Below are 17266 nucleotides of genomic sequence, written 5' to 3'. Positions count from 1 at the left end.
GGTTCATCGGCTCGCTTCGTCCGTCGGTTCGTCCGTCGTGTCGTCCGTCGGTTCGCCCGTCGTGTCGTCCGTCGGTTCGCCCGTCGTGTCGTCCGTCGGGGTGGACGCGCGTGCCGCCGCCCGTCGGCCCCGGCGCGGGTCGAGGACCGGTACGGCGTCGAGGAGCTGCCGGGTGTAGGGATGGCGCGGGGTGCGCAGTACCGCCGCCGCCTCGCCGACCTCGACCAGGCTCCCCCGGCTCATCACCGCGACCCGGTCGGCCACCTGCGCCACCACGGCGAGGTTGTGCGAGACGAAGACGTAGGTGAGGCCCAGCCGCTGTTGCAGGTCCGCCAGGAGGTCGAGGACGGTCGCCTGCACGGAGACGTCCAGGGCGCTGGTCGGCTCGTCGAGCACCAGCAGCCGGGGATGGAGCGCCAGGGCCCGCGCGATCGAGACGCGCTGGCGCTGGCCGCCGGAGAACTCGTGCGGGTAGCGGTCCTGGATGCCGGCGTCCAGGCCGACGGCCTCCAGGAGTTCCCCGACCCGTTGCCGGTTACGGGCCCGTGCGCGCCGTCCGCGTGCCTCGGGGTCGTGGGTGACCAGCGGCTCGGCGACGATGTCGGTGATGTGCATGCGCGGGTTCATGCTGGAGTAGGGGTCCTGGAGGACGACCTGCATCTGCCGTCGTACGCCGCGCAGTTGGGAGGCGGTGAGGGTGGCGAGGTCCTGTCCGTCGAAGCGCACGCTGCCGGCGGTGGGTTCGAGGAGTCCGAGGAGCAGCCGGGTGAGGGTGGTCTTGCCGCAGCCGGACTCGCCGACCAGGGCCATGGTCTCGCCCTCGCGGACTTCGAGCGACACGTCGTCGACGGCGACGTTCGGGCGCCGCCCGCCGAACTCCTTGCGCAGGCCGTCAAGTTCGAGGAGGGGCCCGGCGTGGGTGGGAGTGGGCGCGGGGGCGGGGGTGGTGTCGGTCGCGTCGGTGCTCATGCCGCCTCCAGTCGAGGGGTGGCCGCCAGGAGCCTGCGGGTGTAGTCGTCGGCCGGGCGGTCGAACACGTCGAGGACATCGCCGGTCTCGACGACCTTGCCCTGGTTCATGACCACGACCCGGTCGGCGGTCTCCGCGACGACCGCGAGGTCGTGGGTGATGAGTACGACGGCCATGTCGTGCTTGTGCTGGAGGGTGACCAGGAGGTCGAGGATCTGGCGCTGCACGGTGACGTCCAGGGCGGTGGTCGGTTCGTCGGCGATGAGGACGCGGGGGCGGGCCACCAGCGCCGTCGCGATCATCACGCGCTGGCGCAGGCCGCCGGAGAGTTCGTGCGGGTACTGGCGGTAGCGCAGGGCCGGGTCGGGGATGCCGACCTCGTCGAGGGCCGCCAGCGCGGCCTGTCCGGCCTCGGCGCGGGACATCCCGGTGTGGTGCCTGAGGACCTCGGTCACCTGGGCGCCGACGCGCTGGAGCGGGTCGAGGCAGGTCATCGGGTCCTGGAAGACCATGGCGATGTCGCGGCCCCGGACCCGGCCGAGTTCCTTCTCGGACAGCCGCAGCAGGTCGCGTCCGTCGAAGCGGATCTCGCCGCTCGCGTAGACGCACGGCGGGCTCGGGTTGAGACGCAGGACGGAGAGCGCGGTGGCGCTCTTGCCGCTGCCGGACTCCCCCACCACGGCGAGGGTCTCGCCGGCGCGGACGTGGAGGGAGACGTCCCGGACGGCGTGGACGACGGAGCCCTCCAGGCGGAAGTCGACGCCGAGGCCGTCGATCTCGAGGAGCGGTCGCTGGTCGGCGGGCCGCCGGGGCGTGTCCCCGGTGGGCCGGCCGGGGCCGGTTGTCGGTCCGGTTGTCGGCCCGGTTGTCGGTCGGTCGTTGGTCATCGGCGGTAGGCCTTCGGGTCCGCGACGTCCCGCAGGGCGTCGCCGGTGATGTTGATGGCGAGGGAGGTCAGCATCAGCGCGATGCCGGGGAAGACGGCGACCCACCAGGAGGTGCCCAGGTAGAGCTGGCCGTCGGCGAGCATGCCGCCCCAGGTGACCGTCTCCTTGGGGACGCCCAGGCCGAGGTAGCTGAGGGAGGCCTCGGCGACGATGGCGGCGGCGACGTGCAGGGTGCCGATGGTGGCCAGCGGCGCCATCACGTTGGGCAGCAGGTGGCGGCGCATGATGGTGACGTCGGTGACGCCGATCGCGCGGGCCTCGGTGACGAAGTCGCGGGTGCGCAGCGACATCACCTCGGAGCGCACGACGCGGGCGTAGGAGACCCAGCCGGTGAAGCCGAGCACCACGATCACGACCCACAGGCCGGAGCCGAGGAAGCCGACGACGGCGAGGGCCAGCAGGAGGGAGGGGAAGGCGAGCTGGACGTCGGCGAGCCGCATGAGGGTGCGGTCGGCCCAGCCTCCGAAGTATCCGGAGGCGAGGCCCACGACGGTGCCGATGACGCCGGCGAGCAGCGCGGCGCCGGCGCCGACGAGCAGGGAGACCCGGGTGCCGTGGACGAACCGCGAGAGCATGTCGCGGCCGAGATGGTCGGTGCCGAGGAGGTGGGCGCCGCTGCCGCCGTCCTGCCAGGCAGGGGGGCGCAGCCGCAGCAGGAGGTTCTGCGCGTTGGGGTCGTAGGGGGCGATCAGGGGGGCGAACAGGGCGGCGAACAGCAGCAGTACGAGCACGGCGAGGGCCAGTACGGCGAGCTTGTTGCGCAGCAGGCCGCGCAGGACGACGGATCCGGAGCCGCCGGACGGCTTCCTGTCCGGGGTCGCGTCGGTCGCGGCCGGTGACATGACGGTCATCGGGACGTCCTCACCCTCGGGTCGAGGAAGCTGTAGGAGAGGTCGACGAGCAGGTTCACCACGACGAAGGTGGCGGCGAAGAACAGGACGGTGGCCTGGACGAGCGGGAAGTCGCGGTTGGAGATCGCCTCGACGGTCAGCTGGCCCACTCCCGGCCAGGAGAAGACCCGTTCGGTGAGGATCGCCCCGCCGAGCAGGTTGCCGACCTCCAGGCCGACGACGGTCACCACCGGCAGCGAGGCGTTGCGCAGTCCGTGCCTGAGCACCACCTTCAGCGGCCCGAATCCCTTGGCGCGGGCGCTGCGGATGTGGTCGGAGGTCAGGACGTCGATCAGCGAGGAGCGCAGCAGGCGGGCGACGACGGCAACGGAGTACACGGCGAGGGTGACGGCGGGCAGGACCAGGTTGGCGAGGGTGCCGTAGCCGGAGGCGGGCAGGGCGCGCAGCCAGACGGCGAAGACCAGGATGAGCAGGATGCCGACCCAGAACGGCGGGGTGGACTGGCCGAGCAGGACGCCGGTCATCACGGTCTTGTCGGTGCCGCGGCCGCGGCGCATGGCGGCGACGATGCCCGCCGGGATCGCGACGACGAGGGTCACCGCGAGCGCGGCGGCGGCCAGTTCGATCGTGGCGGGCAGCCGGTCGGCGAGGATCTCGCTCACCGGCTGGCCGTAGACGAGGGAGTCGCCGAAGTCGAGGTGGAGCAGTCCCCAGAGGTAGTCGAGGTACTGGGCGAACAGGGACTGGTCCAGGCCCAGCGAGTGGCGCAGCACCTGTTCCTGTTCGGCCGTGGCGTCCGGCGGCAGCAGGATCTTCACCGGGTCGCCGGACAGGCGGACGAGGAAGAAGGCGACGGTCGCCGTGCAGAACAGCACGAACAGGGCGGTGAGCAGGCGCTTGAGCACCCCCAGCAGCGGGCCCGTCCGGTCCGTGCGGCGGGTCGGGGCGGCCGCCGGGGCGGGTGGTTCGTCGAGGGTGAGGGCGCTCATCGGGACACCTCCGCGCTCTCCATCGAGAGGACGCCCGCGGCTCCCGGCGTCCACTGGGGCCGGTCGTTGCGGGCGATGATGTTGTCGATCTGGTAGAGGAAGACGAAGGGTGCTTCCCGGCGCATCAGCCGTTGCAGGTCCGAGAAGGCCGCTTCGCGCCTGCGGGGGTCCTCGGAGAGTTCCTCGGCGTCGATGAGGCGGTCGGCCTCGGCGGAGTGCCAGCGGCTCTGGCGGCGGTCGCTGCGCACGTTGGACTGGACGATGCTCGCGCCGTCCATCGTCCACACGGTGCTGGCCGCGAGGTAGATCGGGCCGAGCGCACCGCGGTTGTCGGAGGTGAGGCGGGCCGAGTAGGTGCCGGGATCGAGCAGGTCGACGCGGGCCTCCACCCCGGCCCTGGCGAGGAGTCCGGACAGGGCCTCGGCGACGTTGGCGTCGACGTTGGAGGCGGTGAGCGTGGTGGAGAAGCCGTGCGGGTGACCGGCCTCGGCGAGCAGCCGCCGCGCGGTGTCGACGGAGCGGGTGAAGGGCTTGACGGTCGGGTCGAAGCCGAAGGAGCCGCGCGGGACGAGTGCGGGCGTCTCGGTGGCCTTGCCGCCGAGCACGGCCTTGATGAGCAGCGGGACGTCGATCGCGTGGTTGAGCGCCTGGCGTACCCGGCGGTCCTGGAGCGGGCCGCTTTGCAGGGTGTTCAGGGTCAGGTAGGCGGTGCGGATCCCCGTGTAGCCGTCGATGGTGATGCCGCCGTAGCCGTCGAGCTGCTGGGCGGCGTCCGGGGTGAGTCCGGCGACGAGGTCGACGCCGCCGCTCTGCAGGGCGGCCAGGGAGGACGAGGCGTTGGGGGCGGGGCTGAAGACGAGCCCGTCGACGGCCGGGCGTCCGTTCCAGTGGCCGTCGTAGGCCCGCATCCGCAGTTCGTGGTCGCGCTGCCAGCTCGTGAAGGTGAAGGGGCCGGTGCCGACGGGGTGGTCGGCGAAGGCCGCGTCGCCCACGTCGGCGAGGTGGCGGGGCGGTACGACGACGCCGCCGAACAGGGAGAGCTTGGCGGGCAGGATGGGGTCGTGCACGGTGGTGTGGATGTCGACGGTGAGCCGGTCGACGACGGTGACGCCCTTGACGAAGCGCAGCTCGACGATCGGTGACTTGGTCGCCGGGTCGAGCAGTCGCTCGATGCTGAAGGCCACGGCGCGCGCGTCGCACACCTCGCCGTTGTGGAAGGTCACCCCGGGGCGGAGGACGAAGCGCCAGGTGCGCGCGTCGGTGGCCTTCCAGGAGAGGGCGAGCCTCGGGTGGAGCCGGTTGTCCCGGCCGCGGGTGGTGAGGGTGTCGAACATGTTGATCAGGACGTTCATCGACACCATGTCGCCCTGCTTCTGCGGGTCCAGCGTCTTCGGGTCGCCCGTCTGGGAGACCCGCAGGACGTTGCCGGCCCGGTCCGCGGCGGCGGTCGTGCCGCACGCGCTCAGGAGCGCGGGAGCGCTGAGCGCTCCGAGCAGCAGACCACCGGTCCGCAGGACCCGGCGTCGGCTGGGACGGCCGCGGTCCACCGTGCGCCCCTGAAAATTTCGTTCCATTGAACAACACCTCCGTTCCGTCAGATGGAATGCGGTTGGGTTAAGCTAAGCGACATGGTGAAAGCGGTCAACACCCGGTCGGTCGACCAGGAACTCGTGAAGGGCCCCGTCGACAAGGCGATGGAGGTGCTCGATGCGCTCGTCCAGCCGGGCGGACCTCACCGGCTGGGAGAGATCGCGCGCCGCACGGGACTGACCAAGCCGACCGTCCACCGGCATCTGCGGACCATGGCGGAGTACGGCTTCGCCGAGCCCGCCGAGGGCGGCAGCTACCGCCCGGGGCCCCGGCTGCTGGGTCTGGCGGCGGCGGCCCTGAGCGACAGCCGGGTGCTGGAGCTGACCAGGCCGGCCCTCGCCGACCTGCGCCGGCGCACCGGCCATGTCGCGTTCTACGCGGTGCGTCACGCGTCGGACGCCGTGTACCTGGAGCAGTCGGAGCCGGCCCGTGAGTACCGGATGGGCACCCGGCCCGGCCACCGGTCGCCGCTCCACACCTGCGGCGTGGGGCTCGCCATGCTCTCCGCGCTGCCCGCCGTGGAGGCCGAGGCGGTCGTGGACGCACCGGACCTGGAGGCGCGCACGCCGGGCACGCCCACCGACCCCGCCGCGCTGCGGGCGGTGCTCGCGCGGGCCGCGCTGTGCGGCTACGCCGTGGACGACGAGTACGACGAGCCGGACGTGCGGTCGGTGGCGGCTCCCGTGCTGGACGCGCAGGGCCGGGCCGTGGGTGCCATCGGCATCGCGGGACTGACCTTCACCCTCGACCCCGGCAGTGCGGAGGTGTTCGGGCCGATGGTGCGGGCCGCCGCGCGCACGGTGTCCGCCGGCCTCGGCGCGCGCACCCCCGCACTCGGCGTGGTGGACACGGTCCGGGGAGGCGAGGAGGCGTGAGCGCCCTGGCCGGACTGCTCGCCGAAGGACGGGAACAGCGGATCTGCTCCGGCGCCGCCTGGTCCGTCGGGGGCCCCCAGGGGCCGCTGGACCGGGGCTGGACCGGTACCCGCTGCTGGGACGGACCGCCGCTGGACGGCGACGACGTGTGGGACCTCGCCTCGGTCACCAAGCCGATCGCCGGACTCGTGGTCATGGCGCTCGTCGAACGCGGCGCGCTCGGCCTCGACGACACCGTGGGCGGGTACCTTCCGGACTACCGGGGCGGCGACAAGGCGCAGCTGACCGTGCGTCAACTCCTCACGCACTCCTCGGGGATACCGGGCCAGGTGCCGCTGTACCGCGACCACCCCACCCGTGTGGCGCTGCTGGAGGCGGTGCGGCTGCTGCCGCCGACCGCGAAGCCCGGCACCCGGGTCCAGTACTCCTCGCAGGGCTTCATCGTCCTCGGCCTGATCGCCGAGGCGGCGGCCGGGGAGCGGCTGGACGCGCTGGTGGAGCGGCTGGTGTGCGCGCCGCTCGGCCTGCGCGACACCGTCTTCCGGCCGGACGCCGGGCGCCGGGCGCGGGCGGTGGCCACCGAGGACTGCCCCTGGCGCGGCCGCCGGGTGGTGGGCGAGGTCCACGACGAGAACGCGGTGGTGCTCGGCGGGGTCGGCGGGCACGCGGGCCTGTTCTCCACCCTCGCGGACATGGAACGGCTGGGCGCCGCCCTCGCTGCCGGGGGCCGGGGCCTCCTGCGCCCCGACACCTTCGCCCTGATGACGGCCGCCCACACCGACCACCTGGCGCTGCGGCGCGCTCTGGCCTGGCAGGGCCGCGACCCGGTCGGCTCCCCCGCCGGGGAGGTGTTCGGGCCGCAGTCGTACGGCCACACGGGCTTCACCGGCACCAGCCTGTGGGTCGACCCGGCCACGCGACGGTACGCCGTGCTGCTCACCAACCGGGTGCACCCGACACGGACGGGCGACGGGATCGTCGCCCTGCGCCGGGCGTTCCACGACGCGGCCGCCGTGCTGCCCCCGGTGGCTGCCGGGGGTCACCACGGTGTGGAATGAGCCGGTGAACTCTTCCGCACCGGGCGCCGAGCGCCCCGAACGCGCCCGCCCCGCCGCCCAGAGCCTCACCGGTGTCGGCCTCGCCGTCCTCGACCCCGCCGGACGGGTGCTGCTGGGTCTCGGTCACGACGGACGCTGGGAGCTGCCCGGCGGCAAGGTCGACGCGGGCGAGGACTTCGAGACGGCCGCCGCCCGGGAGTTGGCGGAGGAGACCGGGCTCGTGGCGGCCCCCGGGGACGTGCGGGTGCTGGCCGTGCTCGTCGACGGTGCGGCCGGGCTGATCCGGGTGACGGCGGCGGCCGTCACCGGGCGGGCGTCCGGTACGCCCCGGGTCACCGAGCCCGGCAAGATCGAGCGCTGGGAGTGGTTCGCCCGCGAGTCGGTCCCGGCCGCACTGTTCCCGCCGTCCGCCTCGGTCCTGGACTGCCTGTGGCCGGGGGCGGAGCGGCGGGGTGCGGACAACTTCCGGCGCTACGCGGTGGCCGGTCCCGCCGTGAAGGGCAGCACGAGCCGGGACGGGTGCGCAGCGTCGCGGTAGATCTTGTGGGTGACGGGGCGGCCCACCGGCAGGTGGAAGGCGTCCGGCGGCAGGAGCGCGTTGTGCGCGTCGGCGAGCGGCTCGTCGTTGGAGAGTTCCGCGACCAGCCGGTGCCCCGGCAGGAAGGTCGCCGCGAACGGGTAGACGCGCAGCACGTACTCCTCGATCCGCCCCGGCTCCACGGGCACCGCGCGGGTGTGCGGGTGGTGCGGGTCGCCCACGGTGGTGCGCTCCTCGTCCAGCTCGCGGTGCGAGGCCTTGAGGTAGGCGGTGGTGACGAGTTGCCGCTTCCCGTCCGGTGCCTGGTCCCATAGGCGCAGGATGAAGTTGGTGTCGCTCTGGTCGATCTCGGCGAAGAGGTGCGCGGCACCCTGGCCGATCATCTCGGTGGCCTCGGTGAACGCGGCGGTGCTCCAGCTGAGGATCTCCACCTTGTCGGTCACGGTCAGCGGCGCCTGGTAGAAGCCGTCGGGGGCGGCGTGCTCGGCTCCCATCGGCTCCGGTTCGAAGGACAGCGCCCGGCGCGGCCGGAGGTAGAGGGAGCGGTGCTCGGTCTCCTTCGGCGGCCACTGCGCGCCGGTCGCGTACTCGCGCGAGCCCTCGACGTGGACGGTGACGGCGGGCTCGTTCATGATCCCGTTGTCGACGCCCTTGAGCCAGTACTCGTACCAGCGGAACATCTTGTCGTGCTCCTCGACGAAGGGGCGCGACTGCATCGGCGGGTAGGGGCCGATGTCCAGCTTCTTCGGGCCCTTCAGCGCCTTGTACAGCTCGATGGTGCCGTCCATCGTCCAGCCGCGGCCCTGGTCGATCTGGAGCCAGACCGGGATGTCGATGTCCGGTGCGAGCGTGACCGGGTTGCGCTCCTCGTACCAGTCGCCGTCGACCTCGTTCATCACGATGTCGAACCAGGCCTCGTGGTTCTTGGGGTAGTTGAGCACATGGACCAGGTTGGGCCAGGCGGCCACGTCCGGGTCCCGCAGCCGCTCGGCGACCTTCGCCTCGATCTCCTCGGGCGAGAAGGTCTCCAGCATGCGGGACTTGACGCCGTCGGTGAAGGCCCAGCCGGAGTCGCCGCCGCGGCCCTCGCGGGCGGCCCGCGGCATGAACCACATGACGCCGCCGTGGTAGGTGGTCTCGTAGAAGTCGTAGTGGCCGCCGCTGACGAAGACCGCCTTGAGGCTCGGTGGGCGTTCGGCCGCCGCCAGCACCTGCATCGAGCCGAAGTAGGAGATGCCGATCATGCCGACGTTGCCGTCGCACCACGGCTGGGCGGCGACCCACTCGATGAAGTCGTACGCGTCCTCGCCGAGCGGCACGCCGCCCGCGTTGTAGTTGCCGATGTGCTCGCCCTCGGAGGCGCCGGAGCCGCGCAGGTCGCCGATGACGTGGACGTAGCCCTCCCGCACGACGCGTGCGACGTCGCCCGCCTCGATGCAGCCGTCCCACATCGGGCTCGGCCGGCGCTGCGGCGGGGTGGTGAGGGCGAGGGCCTGCAGTTCCTTGCCGTACGGGCTGAGGGCCACCAGCGCGGGGCGCGGCTCGTCGGCGACGCCGCTGTAGGTGTCGGCGGCCAGCGTGACGCCGTCGCGCATCGGCACACGGAGGTCCTTGCGGACGGCGATGGACTGCTCGCCCGCGCGGATCGTACGAAGGTCGGTCATGAGGGGTGGCTCCTGTGCTCCTGTGTCTGCACGTGCGGTTCGTAGTGCGTGCGGTAGCCGGCCATGGTGGTGAAGAACGGCGACGGCTCCAGTGCGGGATCGCCGGTGTAGCCGAGCTCCTCGGCCACGCGGGCGAACGGGGAGTACGGCGACTCCGTCCGGCGTGGGCCCGCCTCCAGGCAGCCGCGGGCGGCCGAGGCGACGCGCGCCTCGATGTCGAGGCTCTGGGTGATGGCCTCCTGGGCCTGCGCCTCGTCCAGTTCGACGCCGTACGGTGTGCCGTCGGCGCGGCGGTAGGGGTGGCCCAGGTAGAGGCGGCGCGGGCGGATCTCGTCGCGCAGGCGCTTGAGGCTCGCGCGGTAGGCGACCGGGTCCGTGTACCCCGGGAAGTGGTTGGCGGCCCCGTGGACCTGGACGGAGTCCCCGACGAACGCCGAGCGCTGCCCGTCCACGACGTAGGCGACCGACCCGGGGGTGTGGCCCGGTATCGCGTGCACCGAGACGGTGACGCCGCCGCCGAGGGAGAGGGTCTCGCCGCCGCGGACGAGCAGGGTGGGTTCCATCTCGCCGGAGATGACGGCGTTCGCGGCGCCGGTCACCTTGGCCTCGCCCTCGGGATCGCCCACGTACCGGCCCCTGCCGTCGAGGTACTCCCGCACATGGGCCCGGCGGGAGCGGAGCATCGGCGCGTCGGCCTCGTGGATCACGATGTGTGCGCGGCGGCCGGTCAGCTCCCACAGGGCGTGCGCCCCGCCGACGTGGTCGATGTGACCGTGGGTCAGCAGGATCCAGCGCACGTCCTCGACGCGGCGCCCGATCGCCTCCAGCGCGGGCACCATCCCCTCGCGGGGAGAGGTGGCGATGCCCGTGTCGACGATCGCCGGCTCGGGGGCGTCGACGAAGAAGCTGTAGAGACCGAACCGGCCCCAGGGCGAGAAGAGGGGGTGGACGTCGACTGCGTGTGTCATGGCCTACTTCCCCCGGTCCGCCCGGTCCGCCCGGTCCGCCCGGTCCGCCCGGTCCGCCGGGTCCGCCGGGTCGAGGAAGTCGCGCGTCTCCTCGAAGACCCGGTGGTACTCCGGCAGCCAGGAGAAGTGCTGGACGAATCCGTGGCCGGCGCCGTCGTAGCGGCTCACCGCGGTCCGCACCCCGGCCTCGCGCAGCCGCCGGCCGTACAGCTCGCCCTCGTCGCGCATCGGGTCGTACTGCCCGGTGACGACGAGCGCCGGCGGGAGTCCGGTGAGGTCTCTCCGCTTGACCGGCGAGACGAGCGGGTCGGCGGGGTCGGCTCCGCTGTCCAGGTAGAAGGCGTTGAACGGCTTGAGCCCCGCCGTCTCCAGGCCGTAGCCCACCGCGTTCTCCCGCAGCGAGGGGTAGCGGTCGACGTCGAAGTCCAGGTCGAGCGAGGGGTAGTAGAGGATCTGGTGGGTGATCCGGTCGAAGCCGTCGTCGTGCGCCCGGGCGGCGACCGCGGCGGCGAAGGTGCCGCCGGAGCTGTCACCGGCGACGGCCAGGGTCGTGCCGTCCCAGCCCAGGCTCCGCCCTTGCTCGGCGACCCGGCGCACGACGGCGTAGCAGTCGTCGAGACCGGCCGGGAAGGCGGCCTCGGGGGCCAGCCGGTAGCCGACGGAGACGACCTTGAGTCCGGTCTCCTTCGCCAGCGCACGCGCGACGTGGTCGTGCGTCTCCAGGCTGCCGAGGAAGAAGGCGCCACCGTGGAAGTAGACCAGCACGCCGTGGGCGTCGGCCTCGTCCGGTGTGTAGACGCGTACGGGCACGTCGCCGGACGGGGTGCGCACGGTCATGTCCTCGACCGCGTGGAGCGGCAGGCGCTCGTGCACGGGGGCGACGTGCGCCTCGTCCGCGGCGCGCATCGCGACCGGGTCGAGCGGGCCCTCGGCGGGGGCGGGCAGACCGGCGAGGAACTTGGCGATCTCCGGGTGCAGGGGCATGGTCGTCACTCCTGGGGTGCGGCGGTGGCGGCGGCCTTCTGACCGGGGAAGACCGACTCGATCTCCTCCGCGGACCAGCCCTGGCGGGAGATGGCCTGGAGCTTGTCGGTCACCGGCTTGCGGGTGGCCTGGTAGCGGGCCAGCGCCTGGGGCACCGTGTCCGCGGCCCGCAGGGCGTCGGCGAGCGCTCCGGCGTCCTCGATGGCGGAGTTGGCGCCCTGTCCCTGGTGGTGCAGCATCGAGTGGGCGGCGTCGCCCACCAGGACCACCGAGTCCGAGTGCCAGGTGTCGATCGGGTCGATGTCGTACACGGCGCGGATGTTCACCACGTCCATGTCCAGGTCGCGGGTGATGGCGACCAGGCGTGCGTCGAAGCCCTCCACCGTGGCCAGCATGTCGTCCTTGGTGTTCGGCGGGTTCCACGTGCTGTCCGCGCACAGTGCGGTGATGTCGAACGACACCTGGTCCCGGTGGCGCAGCGGCAGCAGGTAGATCTTGGTGCCCTTGCCGACGTACATCCGCAGGTTGTCGTCGGTGACCATGCCGTGGGCGTCGTCGACGGAGATGACCGCGCGGTAGGCGTGCTCGCCGGAGAACACCGGCTCCTTGTCGCTGAACAGCTCCTTGCGGACGACCGACTTGATGCCGTCGGCACCGACGACGAGGTCGGCCTCGGCCTTCTCGCCGCCCGCGAAGGTGAGGACCGAGCGGTCACCCAGGTCCTGGATGCTCTCCAGCCGGTGGCCGAGGCGCACCATGCCCTCGGGCAGCACGCCCAGCAGGGCCTCGATGAAGTCGCCCCGGTGGATCAGATGGGTGTGGGCCTGCTCGCCGTCGGCCGGCCAGGCCTCCTTCATGATCGGCTCACCGGTCGCGGTGAGGATCTCGAAGTACTCGCTCGGCGAGCTGACCTTCGCGATCTCGTCGAAGATCCCCCAATCGCGGAACCTGTTCACGGTGGACGGGCGCAGTCCGATCCCGGCACCGACCTCGCGGATCCGGGCCGCCTGCTCGTAGACGGCGACGTCCGCGCCGAGCAGGCTCAGTGCCTTGGCCGCCGCGGCGCCGCCGTATCCCGCGCCGACGACGGCGATCTTCAGTTTCTTCAGGTCCGAGGACTGCATGCTGGTCTCTCTCTACTTCTGAACGGCGAGGAACTCGGCGGGGTTGTCGACGAAGACCGTCCTGATGGCGGCGTCGTCGAGTCCGGCTGCGCGCAGGTCCGGGATGAGGTCCTCGAAGATGTAGTTGACGGTGTGGCCCTTGACGCCGGGCCAGCCGAGCGGGCTGCAGTTGGCGTCGGCGGAGGCGAGGACCTGCTTGATCCGGCGGCCGCCGTCGACGAACCGCAGGAAGTGGTCGAGGCGTTCCTGGCGGGGCCGGGCCCAGAACGGCGGGTCGGGCAGCTCGGTCTCGTAGCCGAAGGTGTCGAAGCCGATGCGCCCGCCCTGCTCCGCGATCCACACGTCGCGCGTCTTGTCGGCGTTGACGCCGTCGTCGACGTGCCCGAACAGGACGCGGTCCAGGGGCAGTCCCTCCTCCTCGAAGATCGCGATCGCGTTCTCGGCGTCGATCGCGAGGTGGGTGAGGATCGGGACGCCGGTGGCGAGCGCGGCGCGGGCCGCGGCCCGGTAGATGCGCTTGTCCAGGTCCGTCATCCGGCCGCCGCGGCTCACCCCGACCTTGATGACCCCGGCGAGGCCGCCGCTGGCGCCGATGCCGACGGTGATCTCGTGGACGAACTGCCGCATCAGGTAGTCGACGTCGGCGTTCGCGAAGTGCGGCAGGGCGGTGTCGCCGCCGACGAAGCCGGTGCAGGCGACGATGTGGACGCCGGTCTTCGCGGAGAGGGACTTGTAGTAGTCGACGTCGCGGCCGTTGCAGATGCCGGTCGCGTCGACGAAGGTGCCGCCGCCGTACTCGTGGAAGGCCCGCAGCTTCGGGACGGTCTCCTCGTAGCGCCGCTCGGGGGTCTTCCACCACTTCGTGTCCAGCTCGGAGCCGGGCATGCCGTAACCGATGTGCTCGTGGACGGCCACGAGACCCAGTTCCTCGGCGGGGACCGGCCCGAGGACCGTGTTCACTCTCGACACAACACTCACCTTCGGGGACTTCGGAGAAAGGGGGCTTGACGGTCGTCCGGGCCGGTGCGCTCAGCGCACCGACAGCAGGGCGCGCGGGTTGTCCACGAGGATCCGCCGCGTGTCCTCGTCGCCGAGGCCCCGGTCCTTCAGGAGCGGGACGAAGGCGGTCAGGACGTGGCTGTACGGCAGGTCGTTGCCCGCGTGGCCCTTGGCGACCCCGGTCGCGCCGCCGGAGAGCAGGACGCGGTCGCCGTGGCCGGCCCGTACGAGGTCGGCGACCAGGTCGGCGCGCTCCGCGTCGGTGACGTGGTCGCCGTCCTCCACGCCGACGTGGTCGAGCACGGCGTAGGCGCCGCGCCGGGCGACCTCGCGGGCCGCGTCCGCGGCGACGGCGTCCCGGCGGTCGAGGCCGCCGACGGCGACGCGGTCGGCGGGCAGCTTCTCGTCCAGGACGATGCCGAGGTCGTGGAGGGCGTCGGCGCCGTGGCGGACGGAGACCGCGACGCCGGTGGCCAGGGCGGTGCGGGCCGCGCCCCGGAACAGGCTCTCGTCGGTCGCGGTCGTGCCGGTGCGGGTCGCGGCGATGGCGACCAGGCCCGCCGGACCCCGGCGCTCCACCCGCGGGACGACCATGCCCTCGGTGACCTCCTTGGTGAAGAGGTCGGCGAACCGGTCGGCGGGCCACGGCGTCGGCGGATTGGTCTGCGGGGTGAGGAAGTAGCCGCCGAGCAGTTCCTCCGGGCCCTGCCCCGTCGAGGCGACGATGTGGACGCCGGTCGTGCGGGAGAGGGTCTCGTACAGCCGGACGTCCCGGCCGTGGAACATGCCGGTGCCGTCGACGATCGTGCCGCCGCCGTGGGCGCGGAAGTCCGTCAGCTTCGCGGCCAGGGTCTCGAAGACCTCGGCGCGGTCGATGGTGACGTCGAAGGCGTACTCCGCGCCCGGCACCACCGACAGCAGCGCCTCGTGGACCGAGACGACGCCCAGTTCTCCGGCGGGCACCGGCCCCAGGACGGTGTTCACGCTGTTGCTCTTGACGCTCATGACCCGCAGGTTAGCCATTCGCTTTACATAGCGTCAATGAAATGAACGGTACGAAAAAACATTGCACACCGCGCTCACGGCACAAACGACGACTCCCCGGCCGTCGCACAAGGACGGCCGGGGAGTCGGCGGGATTCCGCGCTGAGCGCCCGGGTCGGCCGGGCAGGGGCGGGCCGGGTCAGGTCAGCAGGCCCACCCAGCTCGCACTCAGCTCTTCGACCATCTGGTCCCGGGTGAGCTTCCAGTCGGCCCGGTCCCAGTTCTGCGCGACGTAGTCGAGCTGGGCCATGGCGAGCACGCCGCGGAAGTGGCGCTGGTGCGGCTCGAAGCGCCCGGCCCGGGCCAGGCCGTCCTCGATGTCGCCGACGGCCTCCTCCATCCACCGTTCGACCAGGTCGGTCAGGTCGGGTTCGATCACCGCGGCGTCGCGGCCGAGGCGGATGATCGGCCGGATCTCGGGCCAGCTGTCGGTCGTCCGCCGCAGCCACGCCGTGATCGCCTCCGGCGTCCCGTCGGCGACGGTGGCGACGAGGTCGCGCGCCGTGGAGCCGTGCTCGGGGGAACGGACGCGTTGCAGCGCCTCGTTGAGCTGCTCGTCGATCAGGGCCTTCATCAGCTCGCCGCGCGAGGGAAAGTACGCGTAGAAGGTCACCCGCGTGGTGCCGGCCGCGGTCGCGATGTCGTCGACCGTGGTGGCGGCGTACCCCTTCGCCTTGAAGAGCTCGAGTCCCGACTCCAGCAGCAGCCGGCGCGTCATCCGCTTCTGCGCCTCACGAAGGTTCGCCATGACCGGATCCTAACGTGCCGCCCCACATCGAGCGTACAGAGCGACTCCACACAAGACATCCTGTACATACCCTTGACGCCTAGTAAAGCGAATGCCATTCTCCACGGCATCACGCCCGGCTCCCGTCGCGCCCCTCTCCCCCACCGCGCACGCGGCTCCGAGGCCTTCCACACTCCCGGGCCGCCCCGTCCACGGGGATGCCCCGTCCTTTCCCAGCCAGGGAGAACAGCAATGACGCTCAACAACGGGACGACGACGTCCCAGGGCCCAACCGCGGGGGCCGCCCGGACACCGGGCTACGCGGGAACACTGGCTGCCGCCTGCGCCGCGGTCTTCGTGGCCCAGGTCGCGAACGCGCTGCCCGCCTCACTGAACGGGCTGCTCCAGGAGGACCTCCACACCCACGGCTCCCAGCTCACGTGGATCACCGCCGCGTTCATGATCGCCGTGGTCTGCTTCGAGTTCACCTTCGGTGTCCTCGGCGACCTGTTCGGCCGGCGCAGGCTCGTCGTGGCCGGTACCGCCCTGGTCGCGGTGGGCAGCGGCGTGGCCGCGCTCGCGCCCACCGTCCAGGTGCTCTGGGTCGGCGCCGCCCTCAACGGACTGGGCGCCGGCGCCATGTTCCCCGGCTCCCTCACCGCGATCACCTCGGTCACCCGCACCGCGCGGGAGCGGGCGCACGCGGTGGCCGTCTGGAGCGGATTCCTGTCCGCCGGCGCCGCCGTCTCCCCCCTGCTCGGCGGCATGTTCGCCAAGATCGGCTCGTGGCGCGGTTCCTTCTGGGTGCTCGTCGCACTCGCTCTGGTCAGCGCGGTGCTCACCCTCGTCCTGGCCGCCGAGTCGAAGGCTCCCGAGGGGCGCAGGTTCGACGTGCCGGGTCAGATCACCTTCGCCGCGGGTCTGATCCTGGTCCTGTACGGCGCCGTCGAGGGGCCCGAGTCGGGCTGGACCACCCTTCCCGTCCTGCTCGGCTTCGGCGTCGGCGCCTGCTTCCTCGCCGCGTTCGTCCTGGTGGAGCTGGGTGCCGAGTCCCCCATCCTCGACCTGAGGCTGTTCCGCAATCGGGCGTTCACCGTGTCGTCCGTCGCCGCGGTCGTCGGCATGCTCGCCTTCCTCGGCGCCTGCTTCGCGACGAGCATGTGGCTCGGGCCGGTGCAGCACCAGGACCCGATCCGGGTCGCGATCCCCTTCCTGCTCCTCCAGGGGCCCGCGTTCCTGCTCATCCCGGTCGTCTCCCGGCTGCTGCACCGGGTCGCCGCGTCGTGGCTGCTCACCTCGGGGTTCGTGCTGATGGCGATCGGCTGCCTGCTGTGCACCCGGCTGGACGTCGGCGACCCGCACCTCGGCCCCTTCGTGGTGCCCGCCCTGCTGATCGGCGTCGGGTTCGCCCTGACGGTCAGCTCGGTGACGGCCGTGGCACTCGACAGCGTGCCCCGGCAGCTGGCGGGGATGGCGAGCGCCACCACCAACATGCTGCGCGACCTCGGTTTCGCCCTGGGACCCGTCGTCGTCGGCGCGGTCGCGCTGAGCAACGCGGGGTCGGCCTTCGCGGAGAACCTCGCCGGCGCGGCACTCCCCGGCGACCAGGCGGCCGCCGCCCGCGCCGTCGCCGACGCCGGAGGGCCCGTCGCCGTGAACAGCCTGCCGCCCGGGGCCCCGGGCTCGGCGGCACACGGACTGGCCCTGGACGCCCTGGGCAGCGGCTTCGGCACCGCGTTCCTGGTGTGCGCGGTGGCGGCGGCGGTCGCCGCCGCGCTGACCGCCTTCGGCATGATCGGCGTCCGCTCCCACCGTTTCGCCGTGGAGGCGCAGGCCGCGCCGCTGCCGCCGGGTCACGACGGCAGCCCGGAGTCCGCCCTCGCCGGGTAGGCGGGGCGGCCACGGGGAGTCTTCGGGCAGAGCCGCGCGGGCGGGCACC

The 17266-nt window shown here is 72.5% G+C and carries 16 protein-coding genes; 4 read left to right on the top strand and 12 right to left on the bottom strand.

Annotation, left to right across the window (positions count from 1 at the left end; genetic code table 11):
• Window positions 1–3: 3 nt before the first annotated feature.
• Genes ACFV9J_RS18665 through ACFV9J_RS18645 form a run of 5 tightly spaced genes read right to left on the bottom strand, consistent with a single transcriptional unit; the run spans window position 4 to window position 5330 of the window.
• Window positions 4–969 (bottom strand): ATP-binding cassette domain-containing protein, encoded by a 966-nt coding sequence (locus ACFV9J_RS18665; RefSeq protein WP_385355642.1) that lies wholly within the window; start codon window positions 967–969, stop codon window positions 4–6.
• Window positions 966–1856, bottom strand: a complete 891-nt coding sequence (locus tag ACFV9J_RS18660) for an ATP-binding cassette domain-containing protein (protein WP_385355639.1) — start codon at window positions 1854–1856, stop codon at window positions 966–968. The genes ACFV9J_RS18665 and ACFV9J_RS18660 overlap by 4 nt, the downstream gene beginning before the upstream one ends.
• Window positions 1853–2767, bottom strand: a complete 915-nt coding sequence (locus ACFV9J_RS18655; RefSeq protein ID WP_385355636.1) for an ABC transporter permease — start codon at window positions 2765–2767, stop codon at window positions 1853–1855. Before ACFV9J_RS18655 ends, ACFV9J_RS18660 begins: the two co-directional genes overlap by 4 nt.
• Window positions 2764–3756 carry an ABC transporter permease gene (locus tag ACFV9J_RS18650; protein ID WP_385355634.1) on the bottom strand — a complete coding sequence of 331 codons (993 nt, stop codon included), beginning with the start codon at window positions 3754–3756 and terminating at the stop codon, window positions 2764–2766. Before ACFV9J_RS18650 ends, ACFV9J_RS18655 begins: the two co-directional genes overlap by 4 nt.
• Window positions 3753–5330, bottom strand: a complete 1578-nt coding sequence (locus ACFV9J_RS18645) for an ABC transporter substrate-binding protein (protein ID WP_385355632.1) — start codon at window positions 5328–5330, stop codon at window positions 3753–3755. The genes ACFV9J_RS18650 and ACFV9J_RS18645 overlap by 4 nt, the downstream gene beginning before the upstream one ends.
• A gap of 54 nt (window positions 5331–5384) precedes the next feature.
• On the opposite strand from ACFV9J_RS18645, the gene ACFV9J_RS18640 reads away from it, so the two are divergent.
• Genes ACFV9J_RS18640 through ACFV9J_RS18630 form a run of 3 tightly spaced genes read left to right on the top strand, consistent with a single transcriptional unit; the run spans window position 5385 to window position 7817 of the window.
• A complete protein-coding gene (locus ACFV9J_RS18640; protein WP_385355628.1) occupies window positions 5385–6221 on the top strand; it encodes an IclR family transcriptional regulator in 837 nt (278 codons plus the stop codon).
• Complete coding sequence (locus tag ACFV9J_RS18635; protein WP_385355625.1) at window positions 6218–7279, top strand: serine hydrolase domain-containing protein; 1062 nt, start codon at window positions 6218–6220, stop codon at window positions 7277–7279. Before ACFV9J_RS18640 ends, ACFV9J_RS18635 begins: the two co-directional genes overlap by 4 nt.
• Window positions 7280–7283: 4 nt before the next feature.
• Window positions 7284–7817, top strand: coding sequence for an NUDIX hydrolase (locus tag ACFV9J_RS18630; protein WP_385355623.1), 534 nt, complete (start codon window positions 7284–7286; stop codon window positions 7815–7817).
• On the opposite strand, the gene ACFV9J_RS18625 is transcribed toward ACFV9J_RS18630, so the two are convergent.
• The 7 genes from ACFV9J_RS18625 to ACFV9J_RS18595 form a co-directional block, all read right to left on the bottom strand.
• Window positions 7751–9481, bottom strand: a complete 1731-nt coding sequence (locus ACFV9J_RS18625) for a CocE/NonD family hydrolase (protein WP_385355621.1) — start codon at window positions 9479–9481, stop codon at window positions 7751–7753. The genes ACFV9J_RS18630 and ACFV9J_RS18625 overlap by 67 nt on opposite strands.
• The gene (locus ACFV9J_RS18620) at window positions 9478–10449 is read right to left on the bottom strand and encodes an MBL fold metallo-hydrolase (RefSeq protein ID WP_385355618.1); all 972 of its coding nucleotides are present in this window, start codon (window positions 10447–10449) and stop codon (window positions 9478–9480) included. Before ACFV9J_RS18620 ends, ACFV9J_RS18625 begins: the two co-directional genes overlap by 4 nt.
• 3 nt (window positions 10450–10452) lie before the next feature.
• A complete protein-coding gene (locus tag ACFV9J_RS18615; RefSeq protein WP_385355615.1) occupies window positions 10453–11433 on the bottom strand; it encodes an alpha/beta hydrolase in 981 nt (326 codons plus the stop codon).
• 5 nt (window positions 11434–11438) lie between these two features.
• Window positions 11439–12557 carry an FAD-dependent oxidoreductase gene (locus ACFV9J_RS18610; RefSeq protein WP_385355613.1) on the bottom strand — a complete coding sequence of 373 codons (1119 nt, stop codon included), beginning with the start codon at window positions 12555–12557 and terminating at the stop codon, window positions 11439–11441.
• A 12-nt stretch (window positions 12558–12569) separates the two neighbouring features.
• Window positions 12570–13526 (bottom strand): phosphotriesterase, encoded by a 957-nt coding sequence (locus ACFV9J_RS18605; protein ID WP_385355610.1) that lies wholly within the window; start codon window positions 13524–13526, stop codon window positions 12570–12572.
• Between the two features lie 60 nt (window positions 13527–13586).
• On the bottom strand, window positions 13587–14561 hold the full coding sequence (locus ACFV9J_RS18600; RefSeq protein WP_385355608.1) for a phosphotriesterase: 975 nt from the start codon (window positions 14559–14561) through the stop codon (window positions 13587–13589).
• 178 nt (window positions 14562–14739) lie between these two features.
• Window positions 14740–15348 carry a TetR/AcrR family transcriptional regulator gene (locus ACFV9J_RS18595; RefSeq protein WP_385355606.1) on the bottom strand — a complete coding sequence of 203 codons (609 nt, stop codon included), beginning with the start codon at window positions 15346–15348 and terminating at the stop codon, window positions 14740–14742.
• Window positions 15349–15579: 231 nt separating this feature from the next.
• On the opposite strand from ACFV9J_RS18595, the gene ACFV9J_RS18590 reads away from it, so the two are divergent.
• Window positions 15580–17217, top strand: a complete 1638-nt coding sequence (locus ACFV9J_RS18590) for an MFS transporter (RefSeq protein ID WP_385355603.1) — start codon at window positions 15580–15582, stop codon at window positions 17215–17217.
• The last annotated feature ends 49 nt before the right edge of the window (window positions 17218–17266 follow it).

The organism is Streptomyces sp. NPDC059906 (genome assembly GCF_042730645.1).
GTDB lineage: Bacteria > Actinomycetota > Actinomycetes > Streptomycetales > Streptomycetaceae > Streptomyces > Streptomyces rubrogriseus.
Note: the sequence above shows the minus strand (reverse complement) of the source record. Positions and strands in the feature narration are given on the sequence as shown.

What these genes read in the sequence shown, in the direction of transcription:
- ACFV9J_RS18665 (WP_385355642.1), bottom strand. Translation starts at nt 969, where the DNA reads ATGAGCACCGACGCGACCGACACCACCCCCGCCCCCGCGCCCACTCCC.
- ACFV9J_RS18640 (WP_385355628.1), top strand. Translation starts at nt 5,385, where the DNA reads ATGGTGAAAGCGGTCAACACCCGGTCGGTCGACCAGGAACTCGTGAAG.
- ACFV9J_RS18590 (WP_385355603.1), top strand. Translation starts at nt 15,580, where the DNA reads ATGACGCTCAACAACGGGACGACGACGTCCCAGGGCCCAACCGCGGGG.
- ACFV9J_RS18625 (WP_385355621.1), bottom strand. Translation starts at nt 9,481, where the DNA reads ATGACCGACCTTCGTACGATCCGCGCGGGCGAGCAGTCCATCGCCGTC.
- ACFV9J_RS18655 (WP_385355636.1), bottom strand. Translation starts at nt 2,767, where the DNA reads ATGACCGTCATGTCACCGGCCGCGACCGACGCGACCCCGGACAGGAAG.
- ACFV9J_RS18645 (WP_385355632.1), bottom strand. Translation starts at nt 5,330, where the DNA reads ATGGAACGAAATTTTCAGGGGCGCACGGTGGACCGCGGCCGTCCCAGC.
- ACFV9J_RS18595 (WP_385355606.1), bottom strand. Translation starts at nt 15,348, where the DNA reads ATGGCGAACCTTCGTGAGGCGCAGAAGCGGATGACGCGCCGGCTGCTG.
- ACFV9J_RS18660 (WP_385355639.1), bottom strand. Translation starts at nt 1,856, where the DNA reads ATGACCAACGACCGACCGACAACCGGGCCGACAACCGGACCGACAACC.
- ACFV9J_RS18615 (WP_385355615.1), bottom strand. Translation starts at nt 11,433, where the DNA reads ATGCCCCTGCACCCGGAGATCGCCAAGTTCCTCGCCGGTCTGCCCGCC.
- ACFV9J_RS18620 (WP_385355618.1), bottom strand. Translation starts at nt 10,449, where the DNA reads ATGACACACGCAGTCGACGTCCACCCCCTCTTCTCGCCCTGGGGCCGG.
- ACFV9J_RS18650 (WP_385355634.1), bottom strand. Translation starts at nt 3,756, where the DNA reads ATGAGCGCCCTCACCCTCGACGAACCACCCGCCCCGGCGGCCGCCCCG.
- ACFV9J_RS18610 (WP_385355613.1), bottom strand. Translation starts at nt 12,557, where the DNA reads ATGCAGTCCTCGGACCTGAAGAAACTGAAGATCGCCGTCGTCGGCGCG.
- ACFV9J_RS18600 (WP_385355608.1), bottom strand. Translation starts at nt 14,561, where the DNA reads ATGAGCGTCAAGAGCAACAGCGTGAACACCGTCCTGGGGCCGGTGCCC.